This is a genomic window from Azospirillum himalayense, assembly GCF_042657465.1.
GTDB classification, from domain to species: domain Bacteria; phylum Pseudomonadota; class Alphaproteobacteria; order Azospirillales; family Azospirillaceae; genus Azospirillum; species Azospirillum himalayense.
Genome location: NZ_JBHSLC010000096.1, coordinates 153,560 through 170,772 on the forward strand (window position 1 = coordinate 153,560; position 17,213 = coordinate 170,772).

16 protein-coding genes are annotated in these 17,213 nt (G+C 70.1%); 7 read left to right on the plus strand and 9 right to left on the minus strand.

All coding sequences use genetic code 11. The annotated features are described in order from the left end of the window. Window positions 1-30 precede the first annotated feature (30 nt). A complete protein-coding gene (locus tag ACFPMG_RS27520; protein ID WP_376998388.1) occupies window positions 31-486 on the plus strand; it encodes a cold-shock protein in 456 nt (151 codons plus the stop codon). Between the two features lie 109 nt (window positions 487-595). Next, entirely contained in the window at window positions 596-1,258 is a 663-nt protein-coding gene (locus ACFPMG_RS27525) for a chemotaxis protein (protein WP_376998389.1), read from the plus strand. Window positions 1,259-1,261: 3 nt separating this feature from the next. On the opposite strand, the gene ACFPMG_RS27530 is transcribed toward ACFPMG_RS27525, so the two are convergent. The 8 genes from ACFPMG_RS27530 to bioF all read right to left on the minus strand — a co-directional run bounded on the left by ACFPMG_RS27530 (window position 1,262) and on the right by bioF (window position 11,983). Continuing rightward, complete coding sequence (locus ACFPMG_RS27530) at window positions 1,262-2,344, minus strand: serine hydrolase domain-containing protein (RefSeq protein WP_376998390.1); 1,083 nt, start codon at window positions 2,342-2,344, stop codon at window positions 1,262-1,264. A 63-nt stretch (window positions 2,345-2,407) separates the two neighbouring features. Then, window positions 2,408-5,101, minus strand: a complete 2,694-nt coding sequence (gene ppdK, locus ACFPMG_RS27535) for a pyruvate, phosphate dikinase (protein ID WP_376998431.1) — start codon at window positions 5,099-5,101, stop codon at window positions 2,408-2,410. Window positions 5,102-5,511: 410 nt separating this feature from the next. Then, window positions 5,512-6,219, minus strand: a complete 708-nt coding sequence (locus ACFPMG_RS27540; protein WP_376998391.1) for a DUF2270 domain-containing protein — start codon at window positions 6,217-6,219, stop codon at window positions 5,512-5,514. Between the two features lie 56 nt (window positions 6,220-6,275). After that, window positions 6,276-7,268 carry a biotin synthase BioB gene (gene bioB, locus ACFPMG_RS27545; protein ID WP_376998392.1) on the minus strand — a complete coding sequence of 331 codons (993 nt, stop codon included), beginning with the start codon at window positions 7,266-7,268 and terminating at the stop codon, window positions 6,276-6,278. Between the two features lie 26 nt (window positions 7,269-7,294). Beyond that, a complete protein-coding gene (bioA, locus tag ACFPMG_RS27550) occupies window positions 7,295-8,614 on the minus strand; it encodes an adenosylmethionine--8-amino-7-oxononanoate transaminase (protein ID WP_376998393.1) in 1,320 nt (439 codons plus the stop codon). After that, window positions 8,611-10,020, minus strand: coding sequence for a dethiobiotin synthase (gene bioD / locus ACFPMG_RS27555; protein ID WP_376998394.1), 1,410 nt, complete (start codon window positions 10,018-10,020; stop codon window positions 8,611-8,613). Before bioD ends, bioA begins: the two co-directional genes overlap by 4 nt. After that, complete coding sequence (locus ACFPMG_RS27560) at window positions 10,017-10,805, minus strand: alpha/beta fold hydrolase (protein WP_376998395.1); 789 nt, start codon at window positions 10,803-10,805, stop codon at window positions 10,017-10,019. The genes bioD and ACFPMG_RS27560 overlap by 4 nt, the downstream gene beginning before the upstream one ends. Continuing rightward, window positions 10,802-11,983: an 8-amino-7-oxononanoate synthase gene (gene bioF / locus ACFPMG_RS27565; RefSeq protein WP_376998396.1), complete on the minus strand. Its 1,182-nt coding sequence runs from the start codon at window positions 11,981-11,983 to the stop codon at window positions 10,802-10,804. Before bioF ends, ACFPMG_RS27560 begins: the two co-directional genes overlap by 4 nt. Window positions 11,984-12,076: 93 nt before the next feature. On the opposite strand from bioF, the gene ACFPMG_RS27570 reads away from it, so the two are divergent. Then, entirely contained in the window at window positions 12,077-12,508 is a 432-nt protein-coding gene (locus tag ACFPMG_RS27570; protein WP_376998432.1) for a GIY-YIG nuclease family protein, read from the plus strand. Window positions 12,509-12,670: 162 nt separating this feature from the next. Next, window positions 12,671-13,741 (plus strand): BMP family ABC transporter substrate-binding protein, encoded by a 1,071-nt coding sequence (locus ACFPMG_RS27575; protein ID WP_376998397.1) that lies wholly within the window; start codon window positions 12,671-12,673, stop codon window positions 13,739-13,741. 3 nt (window positions 13,742-13,744) lie between these two features. Here the strand turns inward: ACFPMG_RS27575 and ACFPMG_RS27580 are convergent, their stop codons facing one another. Then, window positions 13,745-14,455 carry an RluA family pseudouridine synthase gene (locus ACFPMG_RS27580; protein WP_376998398.1) on the minus strand — a complete coding sequence of 237 codons (711 nt, stop codon included), beginning with the start codon at window positions 14,453-14,455 and terminating at the stop codon, window positions 13,745-13,747. A 194-nt stretch (window positions 14,456-14,649) separates the two neighbouring features. On the opposite strand from ACFPMG_RS27580, the gene ACFPMG_RS27585 reads away from it, so the two are divergent. The 3 genes from ACFPMG_RS27585 (at window position 14,650) to galU (ending at window position 17,170) form a co-directional block, all read left to right on the plus strand. Next, the gene (locus ACFPMG_RS27585; protein WP_376998399.1) at window positions 14,650-15,396 is read left to right on the plus strand and encodes a VWA domain-containing protein; all 747 of its coding nucleotides are present in this window, start codon (window positions 14,650-14,652) and stop codon (window positions 15,394-15,396) included. Window positions 15,397-15,414: 18 nt separating this feature from the next. Continuing rightward, window positions 15,415-16,167, plus strand: coding sequence for a DnaJ domain-containing protein (locus tag ACFPMG_RS27590; protein ID WP_376998400.1), 753 nt, complete (start codon window positions 15,415-15,417; stop codon window positions 16,165-16,167). Window positions 16,168-16,300: 133 nt separating this feature from the next. Beyond that, a complete protein-coding gene (galU, locus tag ACFPMG_RS27595; RefSeq protein ID WP_376998401.1) occupies window positions 16,301-17,170 on the plus strand; it encodes a UTP--glucose-1-phosphate uridylyltransferase GalU in 870 nt (289 codons plus the stop codon). Window positions 17,171-17,213 lie beyond the last annotated feature (43 nt).

Sequence of the window (17,213 nt, forward strand, 5' to 3'; positions counted from 1 at the left end):
TCAGGCGAAGCAGCCCCGCTCCGCGCTTCGGTGAAGTGGTTCGATCCGGTCAAGGGCTTCGGCTTCGTGGCGCCGCAGGACGGGACGACCGACGCCTTCCTGCACATCTCCGTCCTGACCCGGGCCGGGCTGCACGAGATCGGCGAGGGGGCGGAGCTTCTGTGCCGGGTGGTTCCGGGGGGCAAGGGGCCGCAGGTGGCCGACATCCTGGACGTTCTGAGCACCGGCACGCCCGCCGAAAGCCGCAACGCGCGCCACGACGCGGCGTCCGGCCCCGAGGAGGAGCTGACAGGCACCGTGAAGTGGTTCAAGCCGGAGCAGGGCTTCGGATTCGTCACGGCGGACGACGGGGCCAAGGACGTGTTCGTCCACAAGAGCGTCCTGCGCCGCTGCAACCTGACCGGACTGGAGTCCGGACAGCGTGTGCTGTTGCGGGCGCGCGCCGCGCCGAAGGGGCGGGAGGCATCCTGGGTCGTTCTGTTGTGACGCGGTCGCGGACGCCGAAAGGTCGGCAGGGCATACGGATTTATTGTATTTCCTTTAATTACCATTGATTACCATCGTCGATGCCTTTGCCCCTTCCAGGCTGCCGGTGATGCCTCTGTCCGGACCGCTTCACTTCCAATCCTCCGCCGGAGTCGACCGCCACGGCGCGGACGGTGACGGGTCGCGCACCGACGGCAGCTATCTGGACCGCGAGTTCGGGGCCTTTGTGGTGCCGGTCGTGCTGGGCCATCATCGGATCTCCAGCCGTGACGACGACATGCTGGTGACCACACTCGGGTCCTGCGTCGCCGCCTGCATCAACGATCCGATCGCCCGGGTCGGCGGCATGAACCATTTCCTGCTGCCCGGCTCCCCGTCCGGCGGCGAGGGGTATGGGGTGGCGACCCGCTACGGCAGCGTCGCGATGGAACGGCTGATCAACGACCTGTTGGAGCGCGGCGCCCGCCGCGAGCGGATGGAGGTCAAGCTGTTCGGGGCGGCCCGAGTCATCGACACCAGCCTGGACATCGGCGCCGCCAACGCCGCCTTCGCGGTGGACTATGTGCGGCGGGAGGGGTTGGCGTTGGCCGTTCAGGATCTGGGCGGGGACAAGGGGCGGCGCATCCATTTCTTTCCGGCCACCGGGCGGGCCTTCCGCCGCCTGCTGCGTCCGGAGGTGGAGCGGGAGACGGTGCATCAGGAGATGGACTATCTCCAGGCGCTGCGGCGCAGCCCCGTCGAGGGAGAGATGGAATTGTTCGACCGACGCTGACGGTTACTCCCGCAGGATTTCCGCGGCTTCCACGGTCATCCACTCCGCCTGGTCGTTGTCCTCGCCATCGGTGAGGAGGGCCACGGTCACCGGCTCCTCGCCCGCATGGCGGGCGGGGAAGTGATAGGCGCAGGCCGACCCGCCCGGCCCGCCGCCGGTGTGTCCCCAATAGGGCCCGGCCTGCCCGTCGCGTTCCACCATCAGGCCGAGGCCGTAGCCCGGCTCCACCCAGGGGCGCCCGCGCATCGTCCCCGGCACCGGGAGGGAGTCGTGCATCCGCGCCGCCAGGGCGACGGGGAGCAGGCCGCCTGCGAACAGCGCATGGAGAAGGCCGGCGATGTCCTCCGCCGTCGCGGCCACCACACCGTGGGCCACCCAGCCGGGATGGTAGAGGGCGGCCACGTCGGCGGGCGGACCGTCCTTGCCGCCGAGATAGGGGCTGGGGCCTGTCCACAGGCCGGACAGGTCGCCGCGCTCCGTCGGCACCGACCAGCCGGTCAAGGCCAGCGGACCGAACAGCTCGCGGTCGAGGGCCTGGGCGAAGGGCAGGCCGGTGGCCCGCTCCAGCACCCGCTTCGCCAGCAGATAGCCGATGTTGGAGTAGGAGAATTCCCGCCCCGGCGGGGCGAACAGGTCGGCGGCGCGGCAGCGCTCCAGGAAGCCGTCCTCGCTCCACGGCTCCTCGCCCGCCCGCACGGCGGCGTGATAGGCGGGGTTGCCGCCGTAATTGCGCAGGCCCGCGCGGTGGGCGAGGAGCTGGGCCAGGGTGATCCGGTTCGCCGCTGCGAAGTCCGGCAGCCAGCGGTCCAGCGGAGCGTCGGGGTCGATCAGGCCTTGCCCGCACAGGCGCAGCAGGGCGGCGGCGGTCAGGGTCTTGGTGATGCTGTAGACGAGGAATCGGGCTGTGACCGGCGGAGCCGCCGCGCCGCCGCGGGCGAAACCGGCGGTCCAGGAACGCGGACCCGAGCGGACCGCCACCACCGCGGCGCGGGCCGAGGCGGGGCCGTCGCCCTCGTCGAGACAGGCGACGAGGCGGTCGGTCAACAGATCGATGTGCCGGGTCGGAAGGGCGGCGTCAGTGTCCACGGAACCATCCCTCAAAAAACGAAGGCCCCCAGGGGTGGGGGCCTTCGCGTCGTCGGGTACCGGTCAGTCGCGCTTCACCGTATCGGCGTCGAGCGCCGCCTGGGCGGCGGCCAGGCGGGCGATCGGCACGCGGTAGGGCGAACAGGACACGTAATCCAGCCCGACCTTCTCGCAGAAGGAGATGGAGGCCGGGTCGCCGCCATGCTCGCCGCAGATGCCGAGCTTGATGTTCGGACGGACCTTGCGGCCGCGCTCCGTGGCGATGGCGATCAGCTCGCCCACGCCGTCCTGGTCCAGCGTCTGGAACGGGTCGTGCTCCAGGATGCCCTGGCGCTGGTACTCCGGCAGGAAGGCGCCGGCGTCGTCGCGCGACAGGCCGAAGGTCGTCTGGGTCAGGTCGTTCGTGCCGTAGGAGAAGAACTCCGCCGTCTCGGCGATCTCACCGGCCTTCAGCGCGGCGCGCGGCAGCTCGATCATCGTGCCGACCATGTACTCGAACGTGACCCCAGTCGAGTCCATGACCTCCTTGGCGACGCGGTCGACGACGGCCTTGAGGATGTCCAGCTCCTTCTTGGTGCCGATGAGCGGGATCATGACCTCCGGCATCACCGTCTCGCCCGTGCTCTTGGAGACCTCGGCGACCGCGCTGAAGATGGCGCGGGCCTGCATCTCGTAGATCTCGGGGTAGGTGATGCCGAGGCGGCAGCCGCGATGGCCGAGCATCGGGTTCGCCTCATGGAGCTGCACCACGCGGTGGTTCACCTTGAGCTGGTCGGTGCCGGTGGCCTTGGCGACCTCCGCCATCTCCGCCTCGGTGTTGGGCAGGAACTCGTGCAGCGGCGGGTCGAGCAGGCGGATGGTCACCGGCAGGCCCGACATGATGGTGAACAGCTCGGCGAAGTCCTTCTTCTGGAAGGGCTCCAGCTTGGCCAGCGCGGCGCGGCGGCCGGCCTCGGTCTCCGCCAGGATCATCTCGCGCACCGCGAGGATGCGGTCGGGGTCGAAGAACATGTGCTCGGTGCGCGACAGGCCGATGCCCTCCGCGCCGAACTTCCGCGCGGTGCGGGCGTCCAGCGGGGTCTCCGCGTTGGTGCGGATCTTCATGCGGCGCAGCGAATCGGCCCAGCCCATCAGCGTGGCGAAGTCGCCCGACAGCTCCGGCTGGATCGTCGGCACCTGGCCCAGCATCACCTCGCCGGTCGAGCCGTCGATGGTGACGATGTCGCCTTCCTTGATGGTGACGCCGCGGACCGACATGGTCCTGGTCTTGTAGTCCACGCGCAGGTCACCGGCGCCCGACACGCAGGCGCGGCCCATGCCGCGGGCCACCACGGCGGCGTGGCTGGTCATGCCGCCGCGGGTGGTCAGGATGCCGCGGGCGGCGTGCATGCCGTGAATGTCCTCAGGCGAGGTCTCCACGCGGCAGAGGATGACCGCCTCGCCCTGGCCGGCCAGCGTCTCCGCCTCGTCGGCGGTGAAGACGACCTTGCCCGAGGCGGCACCCGGCGACGCCGGCAGGCCCTTGGCGATGACCTTGCGCTCCGCCTTCGGGTCCAGCGTCGGGTGGAGGAGCTGGTCGAGCGAGGCCGGGTCGATGCGGCGCACGGCCTCCGCCTTGTCGATCAGCCCTTCCTCGGCGAGGTCGACGGCGATCTTCAGCGCCGCTGGGGCGGTGCGCTTGCCGTTGCGGGTCTGCAGCATGAACAGCTTGTTCTGCTGGACCGTGAACTCGATGTCCTGCATGTCGCGGTAGTGCTTCTCCAGCGTGAGGCGGACCTCGTTCAGCTGGTTGAAGACCTCCGGCATGACCTCTTCCATGGCGGGGAGGTCGGACTTGTTGGCCTCCTTGCCGGCGATGGTCAGGTGCTGCGGCGTGCGGATGCCGGCCACCACGTCCTCGCCCTGGGCGTTGACGAGGTATTCGCCGTAGAAGGCGTTCTCGCCGGTGGACGGGTTGCGGGTGAAGGCGACGCCGGTGGCGCAGTCGTTGCCCATGTTGCCGAACACCATGCACTGCACGTTGACGGCGGTGCCCCAGTCGGCGGGGATGTCGTGCAGCTTGCGGTAGGTGATGGCGCGGGCGTTCATCCAGGAGCCGAACACGGCGCCGACGGCGCCCCACAGCTGCTCCTGAACGTCCTGCGGGAAGGGCTTGCCGAGCTCGTGCTCGACGGCCTTCTTGTAGTCCTCGATGACGGCCTGCCAGTCGGCGGCGCTCAGGTCGGTGTCGAGGTTGTGGTTCTTGTCGCGCTTGTGGTTGTCCAGGATCTCCTCGAAGTGGTGGTGGTCAACGTCCAGCACCACGTTCGAGTACATCTGGATGAAGCGGCGGTAGCTGTCGTAGGCGAATCGGGCGTCGCCCGAGCGCTTGGCGAGGCCGGCGGCGGTCGCGTCGTTCAGCCCGAGATTCAGCACCGTGTCCATCATGCCCGGCATGGAGGCGCGGGCGCCGGAGCGCACCGAGACCAGCAGCGGGTTGGCCGGATCGCCGAAGGTGGCGCCCATGGCCTGCTCCAGCCCCTTCACCGCGCCGTCCACCTGGGCCTTCAGCTCCGGCGGATAGTTGCGGCCGTTGGCATAGAAATAGGTGCAGACCCCAGTCGTGATGGTGAAACCCGGAGGAACCGGGAGGCCCAGATTGGCCATCTCGGCCAGATTGGCTCCCTTGCCGCCGAGCAGGTTCTTCATGTCCGCCCGGCCTTCGGTGGCATCGGCACCGAAGCAGTAAACCCACTTGTTCTCGCCCTGGCTCGCCATCGTGAAATCCTCGTTCACCTCTATGGTCGTCCGGCCGTCGGCTGTGCGGGGAACCGGTGAAGATCAGCCCGGCGAACGGGTGTCCTTCTGGTATGACCGCGCAACCGCATCCGATGGAGCCCCTTCTAGCCCCCCGCGGAAGGAGAACACAAGACGATCCGTTGCATAGCGTGAGCGCGACGGTGCTGATCCCATTTATGCCACGGCGCGCAAAAGGGGCAGGCCGGACGGTTGGGGTGCTGCTAAGGGGTTGATAAATCCCCTCTCCCGCCCCGGGAGAGGGTGCCCGCGAAGCGGGCGGGTGAGGGTAAAGCCGAGGATCAAATTGCTGATTCTTGCCGGGACCCTCACCCTCCCGCCGCTTTGCGGCGGGTCCCTCCCTCTCCCGGGGCGGGAGAGGGGGTGGGGTTTCAAGGCCCCCGTGCCAGATCCAGCACGGCGTCGGTGGCCGGCGGGGGCGGGCGTTCGCGGTCGGCGCCGCGGCGGCTGCGGAAGGTCCGGAAGGCGATGGCCATCCAGGTGCCGTGAAAGGCGAGGCCGCAGAGCAGGACGATCTCCCCCGGCACCGGCCCGATTGTCGCCCGCGCGAACAGCTCGTCCAGGCTCGACAGCGGCACCGGGTGGATCATCAGCTTGCCGAGATAGGCCACCACCTGGATCAGGAAGATCCAGCCGTAGTTCCGCCGCAGCCGGCGGCCCACCGCCTCCAGGTAGGTGATGTGCAGGTTGGGGTGCTGGTAGTCCTGGAACAGCGTCTCGTTCCAGCCCCGGGCGAACTGGTCGCCCTGGCCGCGCAGGATGGGGCCGAGAAAGTACAGCTCCAGCACATGGGCGCGGATTCGCCAGAAGTCGAAGAAGCGGTAGCGCCGCGCCTCGATGTAGAGGAACACGGCGACCAGAAGCCCCACCAGCACCAGCGGCAGGGGGGAGGCGGTGGCGCTGCTGAAGGTCAGCGACAGGGCGATGCCGGTGGTCACCACCGCCCAGTTGGTGGTGGCGTCCAGCCGCGTGCGCCAGACGGTGCTGCGGTAGATCTCGGCCCTGTAGAGATGCGACAGGGCCGTGACCTCGGCCGAGGTGTAGTGGGTCTTGGGTGCTTTGGCGGCGATGTCGTCCATGCTCGGCGTCCTCCCCCCTTGGCGTTTCTTGCGCAGGGGCCGGAGACGCCGGCGCGTCAGTGGGCGCCGCCGTCGGCCTCCAGCCCCAGCCGGTCGAACAGCCGCCGGTCGGCCTCATGCTCCGGGTTGCCGGTGGTCAGCAGCTTGTCGCCATAGAAGATGGAGTTCGCGCCGGCGTAGAAACAGAGCGCCTGACCCTCGTCGCTGAGCGAGCGGCGGCCCGCCGACAGGCGGACGTAGGAGCGCGGCATCAGGATGCGGGCGACCGCGATGGTGCGGATGAACTCGAAGGCGTCCAGCGCGTCGACGCCGCCCAGCGGGGTGCCGGCGACCGACACCAGCTTGTTGATCGGCACGCTCTCCGGCTGCGGCGACAGGTTCGCCAGTGTCTCCAGCAGGCCGGCGCGGTCGGTGCGGCTCTCCCCCAGCCCGACGATGCCGCCCGAGCAGACCTTCAGCCCGGCGTCGCGGACGTTGGCCAGCGTGTCCAGCCGGTCGCGGTAGCTGTGGGTGGAGACGATCTGCTCGTAGAACTCCTCCGACGTGTCGAGGTTGTGGTTGTAGTAGTCGAGCCCGGCGTCCTTCAGCGCGTCGGCCTGCGGGCGGGTCAGCATGCCCAGCGTCATGCAGGCCTCCAGCCCCATCTCCTTCACGTCGCGGACGATGTTGGCCAGCTTCTCGACGTCGCGGTCCTTCAGCTCCCGCCACGCGGCGCCCATGCAGAAGCGGCCGGCGCCCGCCTGCTTGGCCTTCTCCGCGGCGGCGCGCACCTGGGCGCGGTCCAGCAGCTTCTCCGCCCCGACGCCGGTGTCGTACTTCACGCTCTGCGCGCAGTACTTGCAGTCCTCCTGACAGCCGCCGGTCTTGATGTTCAGCAGGGTGGAGAGCTGGACCTTGTTCGGGTCATGGTGCTGGCGGTGCGTCTTGTGGGCGCGGTGCAGCAGCTCCATGAAGGGCAGCTCGAACAGGGCCAGGATGTCGTCGCGGGTCCAGCGCCGGGCGGTGGTGGAGGCGGTGGCATCCGCGGTCTGCATGGCGGTGTCGGGCATGGTCGGTCCTCGGGTGGAAAAGCGAATCAGAGAAGGGTGTCCGCGGCGTCGCGGATCGCGGCGTAGGCGCGGTCCAGCTGCCCGTCCGTCACGCAGTAGGGCGGCAGCAGGTATATCACGGGGCCGAGCGGGCGCAGCAGCAATCCCCGCTCCAGGAAGAAGCGCTTCAGCGTCTGCCCGACCGCGGCGGTGTAGCCCTGCGCGTCGGTCACCTCGATGGCGGCGATGGTGCCTATGACGCGCCCGCGCGACAGCTTCGGGTGGCTGGACAGGTCGGCGATGGCGGCGCGGTGCCGCGCCTCGATGCGCGCGAGGTTGGCGGTGGTCTCCGCCGAGGTGGTCAGGTCGAGCGAGGCCAGGGCGGCGGCGCAGCCCAGCGGGTTGGCGGTGAAGCTGTGGCCGTGGGCGAAGGCCCGGTCGAAGCCGGCGCCGAGGAACGCCTCGTAGATCGAAGCGCCGCAGGCGGTGACCGACAGCGGCAGGAAACCGCCGGTCAGCCCCTTGGACAGGCAGATCAGGTCCGGTGCGACCCCGGCCTTCTGGCTGGCGAACAGGGCGCCGGTGCGGCCGAAGCCGGTCATCACCTCGTCGAAGATCACCAGACCGCCCGCCGCCCGCACCCGCGCCGCCATGGCCCGCAGGAACTCCGGACGGCAGAAGCGCATGCCCGACGCGCCCTGGACCAGCGGTTCGATGATGACGGCGACCAGCTCCGCCCCGTTGGCGGCCAGCCAGCGATCGAGCCAGTCCAGCGCCGCGGCCTCCTTGGCCTCGACCTCCGGGTCGCCGTCCCAGGTGGCCGGGTAGGGCATGCGGTCGACGGCGAACAGCAGCTCTTGGAACGGCGCGTAGAAGCCGGAACCAACCCCCGCCGCCATCGCGCCGAAGGTGTCGCCGTGGTAGCTGCCCTCGAAGGCGAGGAAGCGCCGGCGCTGCCCCTCACCTTGGTTGCGCCAGTACTGCCAGGCGAGCTTCAGCGCCACCTCCACCGCCGTCGAGCCGTTGTCGGAGTAGAAGACGCGGCCGAGGCCGCCCGGCAGCACTTCGGCCAGCCGGGCGGCGAGGCGGGCGGCGGGGCTGTGGGTGAAGTCGGCGAAGATCACCTGCTCCAGCCGGTGCGCCTGCTCCGCGATGGCCCCGGCGATGGCCGGGTGGGCGTGGCCGTGCAGGTTCACCCACCAGGAGGAGATGAGGTCCAGGATCTCCCGCCCGTCCTCGGTGAACAGGCTGACCCCCTTGCCGTGGGTGACGGCCAGCGGCTCCGGCGCGGTCTGCGCCTGGGTGAAGGGGTGCCAGACGTGGCGCCGATCCAGGGCGATGGTGTCGAGAGAAACGGTGTCGGTCATGGAAACACGCTGTCGAAGGAAGGGATGAGCGCCGCCGCGTCCGCGACGGTTTCGGCGTCGATTCGGTCGAGGGTTGGAATTTCGGCCAGCACGCGGACCTTGCCGAACCGCTCGATGGCGGCTCGGTTGCCGGGGTTGGGCGGGCCGTTCAGAACCACTCCGGTAACCGCCAGCCCGCGCGCCCGCAGCGCCTCCAGGCTGAGCAGCGTGTGGTTGATGGTGCCGAGCGTGCTGCGCGCCACCAGCACCACCGGCAGGCCGAAGCGGGCGATCAGGTCGATGATGAAGACGTCCTCCGTCACCGGCACCAGCAGCCCGCCGGCCCCCTCCACCACCAGCGGACGGTCGGTGTCGGGCAGAGCCAGGGCGCCGGGGTCGATGGCGGCGCCCTCCAGCTCCGCCGCGGCGTGGGGGGACAGCGGCTCGGCCAACGCGTAGGCCGGCGGATGCACGCGTTCGGCAGGCAGGTCGGCGAGGGCGGCGACGGTGGGGGTGTCGCCGGCCTCGTCCTTCAGGCCGGTTTGCAGGGGCTTCCAATAGGCGGCGTCCCAGGCCCGCGCGAGGCACGCGGACACCAGCGTCTTGCCGACGCCGGTGTCGGTGCCGGTGACGAACACCCCGCGGGGCCGGGCGCCATCCTTGCGGAACAGGCCGTAGGCGATGTGGTGGGTCATGGTCAGTCCTTCCGGCCGTTCCAGCCGGCGCAGCACGCGGCGCAGGGCGCCCGGCGGCAGGGGGCGGCGGCCCTCCGCCGGCAGATGGGCGCCGATGCCCTTCAGTTCGGCCAGGAACTCCAGCCCGTCGGCGTGACGGCGGAGCAGCCGCTCCTCCTCCACCGATCCATTGCCCCCGGCGGGCCACAGCCGGTCGAGGGCGTGGCGGGTGGGGTAGGGGGGAATCCCGGTCTCCAGTCCCAACGCATGGTGAGCCTCCCGCCACTCCCGGAAACTGTCGGCGGCGAGTGTTGCGACGGCGATTCGCCCACCGGGCGCCAGCAATTCTGCCCAGCGCGCCAGGGCGGAGGCAGGATCGCGGAACCATTGCAGGGCGAGGCTGGACACGATCAGGTCGAAGGGGCCGTCGAGGTCGGGCTGTTCCCCGTCCACGATCCGGAACTCGGAATCGGTCGGGCCGCCCAGCGCGGCACGGCAGCGCGCCAGCATGTCCGGTGACAGATCGGTGAGCAGCCAGTCCGCCGGTCCGATCCGCTCGCGCAGGGAACGGCTGAGGAAGCCGGTGCCGCAGCCGATCTCCAGCACGCGGGGGCGGGGCGGCAAGGGCAGACGGGCGACGCGTTCCGCCAGACGCTCCGCCGCGACGCGTTGCATGGCGGCGTGCTCCTCGTAGCGGGGGGCGGCCTTGCCGAAGGCGGCGGCGATGGCGGCCTTGCGCGGGTCGATGGTCATGCCGTCAGTCCGGCGGCGAAGGCGGCGATCCGCTCCGCGCACCAGCCCGGTGCGGTCAGCGGCAGCAGATGCCCGCCGTCCGGGTGCCATTCGACCGAAATTCCGCCGCATCCATCATCCCCTCTCCCCTCTGGGGAGAGGGTTAGGGTGAGGGGGGCCTGCGCTGCCTGATCGTTCGGTTCCCCGAGAACCCCCTCACCCGGCGCCTTCGGCGCCACCCTCTCCCCGGAGGGGCGAGGGACAGAGTGGTCGCGAAACGCCTGTTTGGTCATGGCCGGCGGCACGATGGGGTCCTGCCCGCCGGCCAGGGCCAACGCCGGACCGGTGAGCGCGTCGCGGGCGTCCCAGTCGCGCAAGGCCCGCAGGGCTTCGCCCAACCGCTCAGGGTCCAGTCCGCCGGGCGGCGGAGCCTCATCGCCGCAGCGGCGCAGGAAGTCGGCGGTCACCGCCTCCGGTGCTGTGTCGAAGCGCGCGATCATGCGGTCCAACAGCCGGCGCGGCGTGGCGGGGGTAAAGCCGTCGCCCTCGGTGAAGCGCGGGAAGCCATTGACCAGCACCAGCCCGTCCCAGGCGAAGGGCCGCTCGTGCAGCAGCCACAGCCCCCCGAAGGAATGGCCGACCGCGACGATGGGGCGCCCGGCGGGAAGATCGGGAAGCGACGGCGGGCCATAGAAGCCGAGATCCACCGCCACGCTCTCCCCCTCGGGAAGGGCGTTCCGCACCCCGCCCCAGACGGCGGGGCCGAACCCCCAGCCATGGACGAAGACGAACAGTGGTGCGGTCATTGCGGGCTCCAGGCGTCGGCCACCGCGCTCACCAACGTCTCCAGGTCGGCGTCCGTGTGGGCGGTGGACAGGGCGAAGCGCAGGCGGCTGGTGCCCGGCGGCACGGTCGGTGGGCGGATGGCGATGCCCAGGATCCCGCGCTCCTCCAGCCGCCGGCTGAGCGCAAGAGCGTCCTCCTCCGCTCCGGTGATGGCCGGGACGATCTGGGTGCTCGACCCCGCCGTGGCGATGCCCAGCCCGTGGAAGGCGGCGCGCAGCCGTTCGGCCATAGCCTGGAGCCGGGCGCGCTCGGCGTCCAGCGTCGGCACGAGGTCGAGCGCGGCGTCCATGGCCCCTAGCACGGCGGGCGGCAGGGCGGTGGCGTAGATCAGCCCGCCGCAGCGGTTCACCAGATAGTCGCAGAGCGCCCCGGACCCCGCCACATAGGCGCCGAAGCCGCCCAGCGCCTTGCTGAAGGTGCCCATGGCGAGGTCCACGCGCCCGCCGCCCAGCGCCGCCAGCCCCATCCCGCGCGGGCCGAGCACGCCGGTCGCGTGCGCCTCGTCGAGGAACAGGAAGGCGCCGTGCCGCTCCGCCAGCGCGGCCAGTGCCGGCACGTCGGCGCGGTCGCCGTCCATGCTGAAGACGCTCTCCGTCACGATGAAACGCGTTCCCGGCTCGCCCGCGCGCTGGGCCAAAAGGCTGTCCAGATGGTCGAGGTCGTTGTGGCGGAAGCGGATCTGCCGCACCCCGGCGGCGGCGCAGCCATGGTGCAGGCTGGCGTGGTTCAGCCGGTCGGTGAAGACCAGCGCGTCACCGCCCAACAGCTCGCGATCGAACAGGGCCGGCAGGATGGCGGCGTTGGCCTGCCAGCCGGAATTGAACAGAAGCGCCGCTTCCGTGCCCTTCTGTCGGGCGAGCTTCGCCTCGACCTCCGCATGAAGCTCCAGCGTGCCGCAGACGAGGCGCGACGCCGTGGCCCCCGCGCCCCAGCGTTGCGCCCAGTCGCAGGCGCGCTCCACCAGCCTGGGATGGGAGGCGAGGCCGAGATAGTCGTTGCTGGAGAAGTTCAGCAGCGTCCGCCCGCCGCGCCGGATGCGCCCCGCCCCCTCCGGGCGCACGGGCAGCAGGGTGCGGCGCGTGTGGCGCTGGTCGAGGCGGTCGAGATGCTGGCGGAACAGCGGGTCGAGCAGGGACATGATGCGGGGGTGATAGCAGAGCGTGCCGCTGGGGCGAAAGGTCCGATTGGCACAGGTGCCCCGACGCTTCGGCGGCGGTAGACTGGCGTGGCCATGCCGCCCGATCCGCAATTCCACGACCGCCCCGACACGCTGCCGCCCGAGCCCGGCGCCTATGTGCTGCTGATCGCGCTGGAGCGCGAACTGCCGCTTCGCCTCCCCGGCAAGCCGGAGCGCGTGCTGGCGCCGGGCCGCTACCTCTATTGCGGCAGCGCGCGCGGGCCGGGTGGCCTGCGGGCACGGGTCGGGCGCCATTTCCGCCACGACAAGCCGGAGCGCTGGCACATCGACCGGCTGACCGCGGTCGGCCGGATGCTCGGCGCCTGGATCGTTCCGGGCGGCGACGAATGCGCCCTGGTCGCGGCGCTGTCCGGCCTGCCGGTGCCGGTCCCCGGTTTCGGCAGCAGCGATTGCCGCCGTTGCGCCAGCCATCTGATGAATTGGCCGGAAGGGGCCTCGATGCCGCTTTCAGGGCCGCAGTTTTGAGGCTCCGGACGGGGGGCGAAGCGGGAATTGAGGCGAATTGCTTGGTTCGACCGACTTCCGGAGGTTATAGTCCCCCGTCATCGGGAGGCGGGCATGAAGACATTGACCCATAACCGCCGGGATATCCTCCGGGCTTTCGGGGGTGCCTTCGGGACCGCGGCCATGCTTCTGACGGCGCCCCAGGCGTTGGGGCAATCGGCACCGTCCACTCTTGCACCGCCCAATCTGGGCGTCGGCGTCCTCTATTGCGGCGACCGCACGGATTTCGGCTTCAACCAGGCCCATGCGGAGGCCGCCCGCGCCCTGACCGGCCTGCCCGGCCTGCGGCTGGAGGAGCGGGAGCACGCCGCCGGCACGCTGGCCGCCACGGCGGAGGAATTGGTCGGACCCCAGGGTTGCCGGATCGTCATCGTCACCGCCGCGGGCGACGCCCTGCCGGGGTTGCTGGCCCAGGCCGACGCCCACCGCGACACGGTGTTCCTGTTTTCCGGCGCACCGCTGGACCGCGACCGGTTGCCGATCAACACGGGATTCTTCGAAGGCTATCTGGAGGAAGCGCAGCATATCTCCGGCCTCGTCGCCGGTTACGCCAGCCGGGCGAAGACCATCGGCCTCGTCGCGTCCCATCCCGCGCCGGAGGTGCTGCGCTGCGTGAACGCTTTTGCGCTGGGCGCCCGGCGCGCCGATTCCGCCACCGCGCTGCGCGTCGCCTTCGTCGGCGAGACGGCGACGCCGCGGCAGGTCGCGGAGGCCGCCCGCGCATTGGCTGAGGGCGGCGCCGACGTGCTGGCCGCCCAGCTCGACGGGCCCCGCCCGGTCTGCGAGGTGGCGGAGGCCCACGGCATCCTGTGCTGCGGCCTGCACACCGACCTGTCGGCCTTCGCCCCGCAGGGCTTCCTGACCGGGGCCGAATGGGCCTGGGAGAAGGCCTACGCCGAGACCGTCGCGCTGATCGCCGCGGGCAAGCCGTGGAAGCATCTGCGCCAGGGCGGCTTCGATCAGGGCTTCGTCCGCAACACCCCTTACGGACCGGCGGTGGGGGTGGAGGCACGGGCGCACGCCGACGCGGCGCGGATGCAGCTCGCCAACGGCAACGCCGCCGTCTTTCGCGGGCCGATCCAGGACAACACCGGGCGGACGGTGGTCGCCAAGGGCAAGGCCCTGCGCGGCGGTGACGCGGAGCTTGGCCGCATGGTCTGGCTGGCCGACGGCGTCACGGAGGTCGGACGCTGATTCTCACATCCCGCTTCGTTCCGTCCAGCCGCAGGCGGTCAGCGCGTCCCGCATGTGCGGTGGGGGTGGCGCCACGGCGGTGACCGGCTCGCGGTCGAAGGCCATGGTGAAGGTGACCGACCGTGCCAGCAGATGCAGGTTTCCCGGCGGCACGCGCACCGGGCCGTAATAGGGCTCTCCCACCAGCGGGCAGCCGATGGCCGCGCTGTGGACACGGAGCTGGTGCGTGCGCCCGGTCCGCGGCCGAAGCTCCAGCCACGCCCTTCCGTTTCCGGTTCCCAGCACCCGGTACTCGGTGACGGCGGGTTGGCCGGTGGGGTGCGTCACGATGTTCCAGGCGCCGGGGATCAGCAGCTTCAGCAGCGGGAAGTCGATGACTCCCTCCGCCTCCTCCGGAATGCCCTCGCTGACCGCCCAGTAGGTTTTCTCGACATGGCCGGCGGCGAACATGTCGCCCATCCGTTTCAGCGCCCAGAGCGACCGCCCGAGCACGAGGCAGCCCGCCGTGTCGCGGTCCAGCCGGTGGGCCAGCCGCGGCGGCGTGCCGTCCCCCTCCGCCAGGAAGGGCAGGTAGAGGTCGAGATGGTCGGTGATCCGCCCGGCCTTGTGCACGGCCAGCCCGGCGGGCTTGTCGATGATGAAGACGTCCTCATCCTCGTGCAGGATGCGGGCGCGCAGCGTGGCGGGGGTGAAGGTGGGTCCGGCGTCGCTCATGGGCGCACCCAAGCACGGCGCGGGGGGAGGGGCAAGCCCGCCGGCTGTTTCGCGTCGCGGAACCCTATCGGCGCACAGTCTGTTGCCCAACGGGCGGCGTCGTGGACGAGTCTGGATGGACGAGTCTGGACCCATGCCGCCGCGCCGCCCATCTTTACGGAATGAAGACTCACCGTGGCGAAGGGATGCGGGCGATGGCTGAACGCGACAATCTGCCGGCGCAGCAGCGGTCCACCCAGACCGAGGTGGACGACTTCCTGAGCCGTGTGGCGGCCCTGCCACGGGCGACGGGGGGGCCGCGCGGGCGGCTGATGTTCGCCATGGATGCCACGGCCAGCCGCGAGCCGACCTGGGACCGCGCCTGCCAGATCCAGGGGGAGATGTTCCAGGCGACCTCGGCGCTGGGCGGGCTGGACATCCAGCTGGTCTATTACCGCGGATTCCGGGAGTGCCAGGCCAGCCCGTGGGTCGGCAACGCGCAGGATCTGCTGCGGCGGATGACCGCGGTGTCCTGCATGGCCGGCCAGACCCAGATCGCGCGTGTGCTGGGGCATTGCATCAAGCAGACGCGGGACCGCAAGGTCAACGCGCTGGTCTTCGTCGGCGATTGCATGGAGGAGGACGTCGATCAGCTCGCCCATCAGGCGGGCCAGTTGGGGCTGTTGGGGGTGCCGGTCTTCATGTTCCACGAGCGGGGGGATCTGATCGCCAAACGCGCCTTCCAGACCATCGCGCGGCTGAGCGGCGGAGCCTATTGCCCGTTCGACGGCTCGTCCGCCCAGCAACTGCGGGATCTGCTGAGCGCGGTCGCCGTCTACGCGGCGGGCGGCCGGGCGGCGCTGGAGCATTACAGCCGCGGACGGGGTGACGCGGTGCGGCTCCTCACCAGCCAACTCGGAAGCGGGCAGGGGGGACGCGGGGAGCAAACCCATGCATCATAGGGCAGGATTCGGCTAGCGATGGGGCAGAGCGGGATGTTTGGGTTTTTTCTCCTGGGCATCGCTCTGGTGGCGGGCCTCGCCATGCTGGCCCGCGTCTTCGTGTCCGCGGACCCGCGCACGCTTGCCACGGCGGTGCGTTATGGCGGCATCGCGCTGGCGGCCGTGACGGTCGTCATCCTGACTCTGACCGGGCGGCTGGGCACCGCCATAATGCTGGGGGCGCTGGCCTTTCCGTTGCTGACGCGCTGGCGGACGCTGCGTGACGCCCTTCGCCCGTCGTCCTACAGGAGCTCGGGGGGCGTGCAGACCTCGCAAATCGAGACGCTCTATCTGCGGATGACGCTGCAGCACGACACCGGGGCGATGGCGGGGGAGGTGCTTCACGGGGCTTGGCGCGGGCGGACGCTGGAGTCGCTGACCCTGGGTCAACTGCTGGCGCTGCTGGAGGAGTGCCGGCGCGACGATCCGCAGTCTGCCTCCGTCCTGGAAGCGTGGCTGGAGCGTGCCCGTCCCGGCTGGCAGACGGCCGAGGAACAATCCGCTGGCTCATCAAACAATCCCGGTTCGAAGGACAATGGCGGCGGTCGTGGCGGTGGTTCTATGACCCGTGACGAGGCCTATGATATTTTGGGGCTGTCCCCTGGAGCCACACCCGAACAGGTAAAGGACGCCCACCGAAGGCTGATGATGAAAGTGCATCCAGATCATGGGGGGTCCACCTATTTGGCCGCCAAGATCAACCAAGCGAAGGATTTGCTGCTGCGCAACTAACCTTTTGCCGGGTTACGGAAGGGGAGTTGCGTCACCGAATTGCCTGTGGCAGAAAGCTGGACGAGCGTTTTGCAAACCTGCGAATCGTCTCCATATTCGAAGTATTTCCTCAAGCAACCACAAGAGAACCCCAATGCGAAAGCCTGTGCGCAAGGTGGTGTTCCCCGTCGCCGGTCTCGGTACGCGCTTTCTGCCGGCGACCAAGGCGATTCCAAAGGAAATGCTGCCTTTGGTCGACCGGCCTCTGCTCCAGCATGCCGTGGAAGAGGCGCGGGCCGCCGGCATCGAGGATTTCGTGTTCGTCACGGGCCGCAGCAAGCGCGCCATCGAAGACCATTTCGACACCGACACGGAACTGAACCGCACCCTTGAGGAGCGCGGCAAGCAGGACGCCCTTGATGTGGTGCGCGACAGCGAGATCGCGCCGGGCCGCTGCTTCTACACGCGCCAGCAGGTCCCGCTGGGCCTTGGCCACGCGGTGTGGTGCGCGCGGGCGGTGATCGGCAACGACCCCTTCGCCATCGTCCTGCCCGACGACTTCGTCCAAGGCGACACCCCCTGCCTGAAGCAGATGGTGGACGCCTACAACGAGGTGGGCGGCAACATCGTCGCCGTCGTGGATGTCCCGCGTGAGCGGACCAGCAGCTACGGCATCCTGGACGTGGAGAAGGACGACGGCCGTCTGGCCACGGTCCGCGGCCTCGTCGAGAAGCCGAAGCCGGAAGAGGCGCCCTCCACCCTGTCGATCATCGGCCGCTACATCCTGCAGCCGGAGGTGTTCGACCATCTGGAGAAGCAGCAGCGCGGCGCCGGCAACGAGATCCAGCTCACCGACGCCATGGCCAAGCTGATCGGCACGCAGCCCTTCCATGGCCTGCGCTTCGAAGGCACCCGTTACGACTGCGGCGACAAGGTCGGCTTCATCGAGGCCACGCTCGCCCATGCGCTGCGTCGTCCGGACATGGCGGACAAGGTCCGCGACATGCTGCGCAAGTACTGCTGACGCGGAGGGCCGGCGGGGAAAGGGCCCTCTCCTTTTCCCGTCG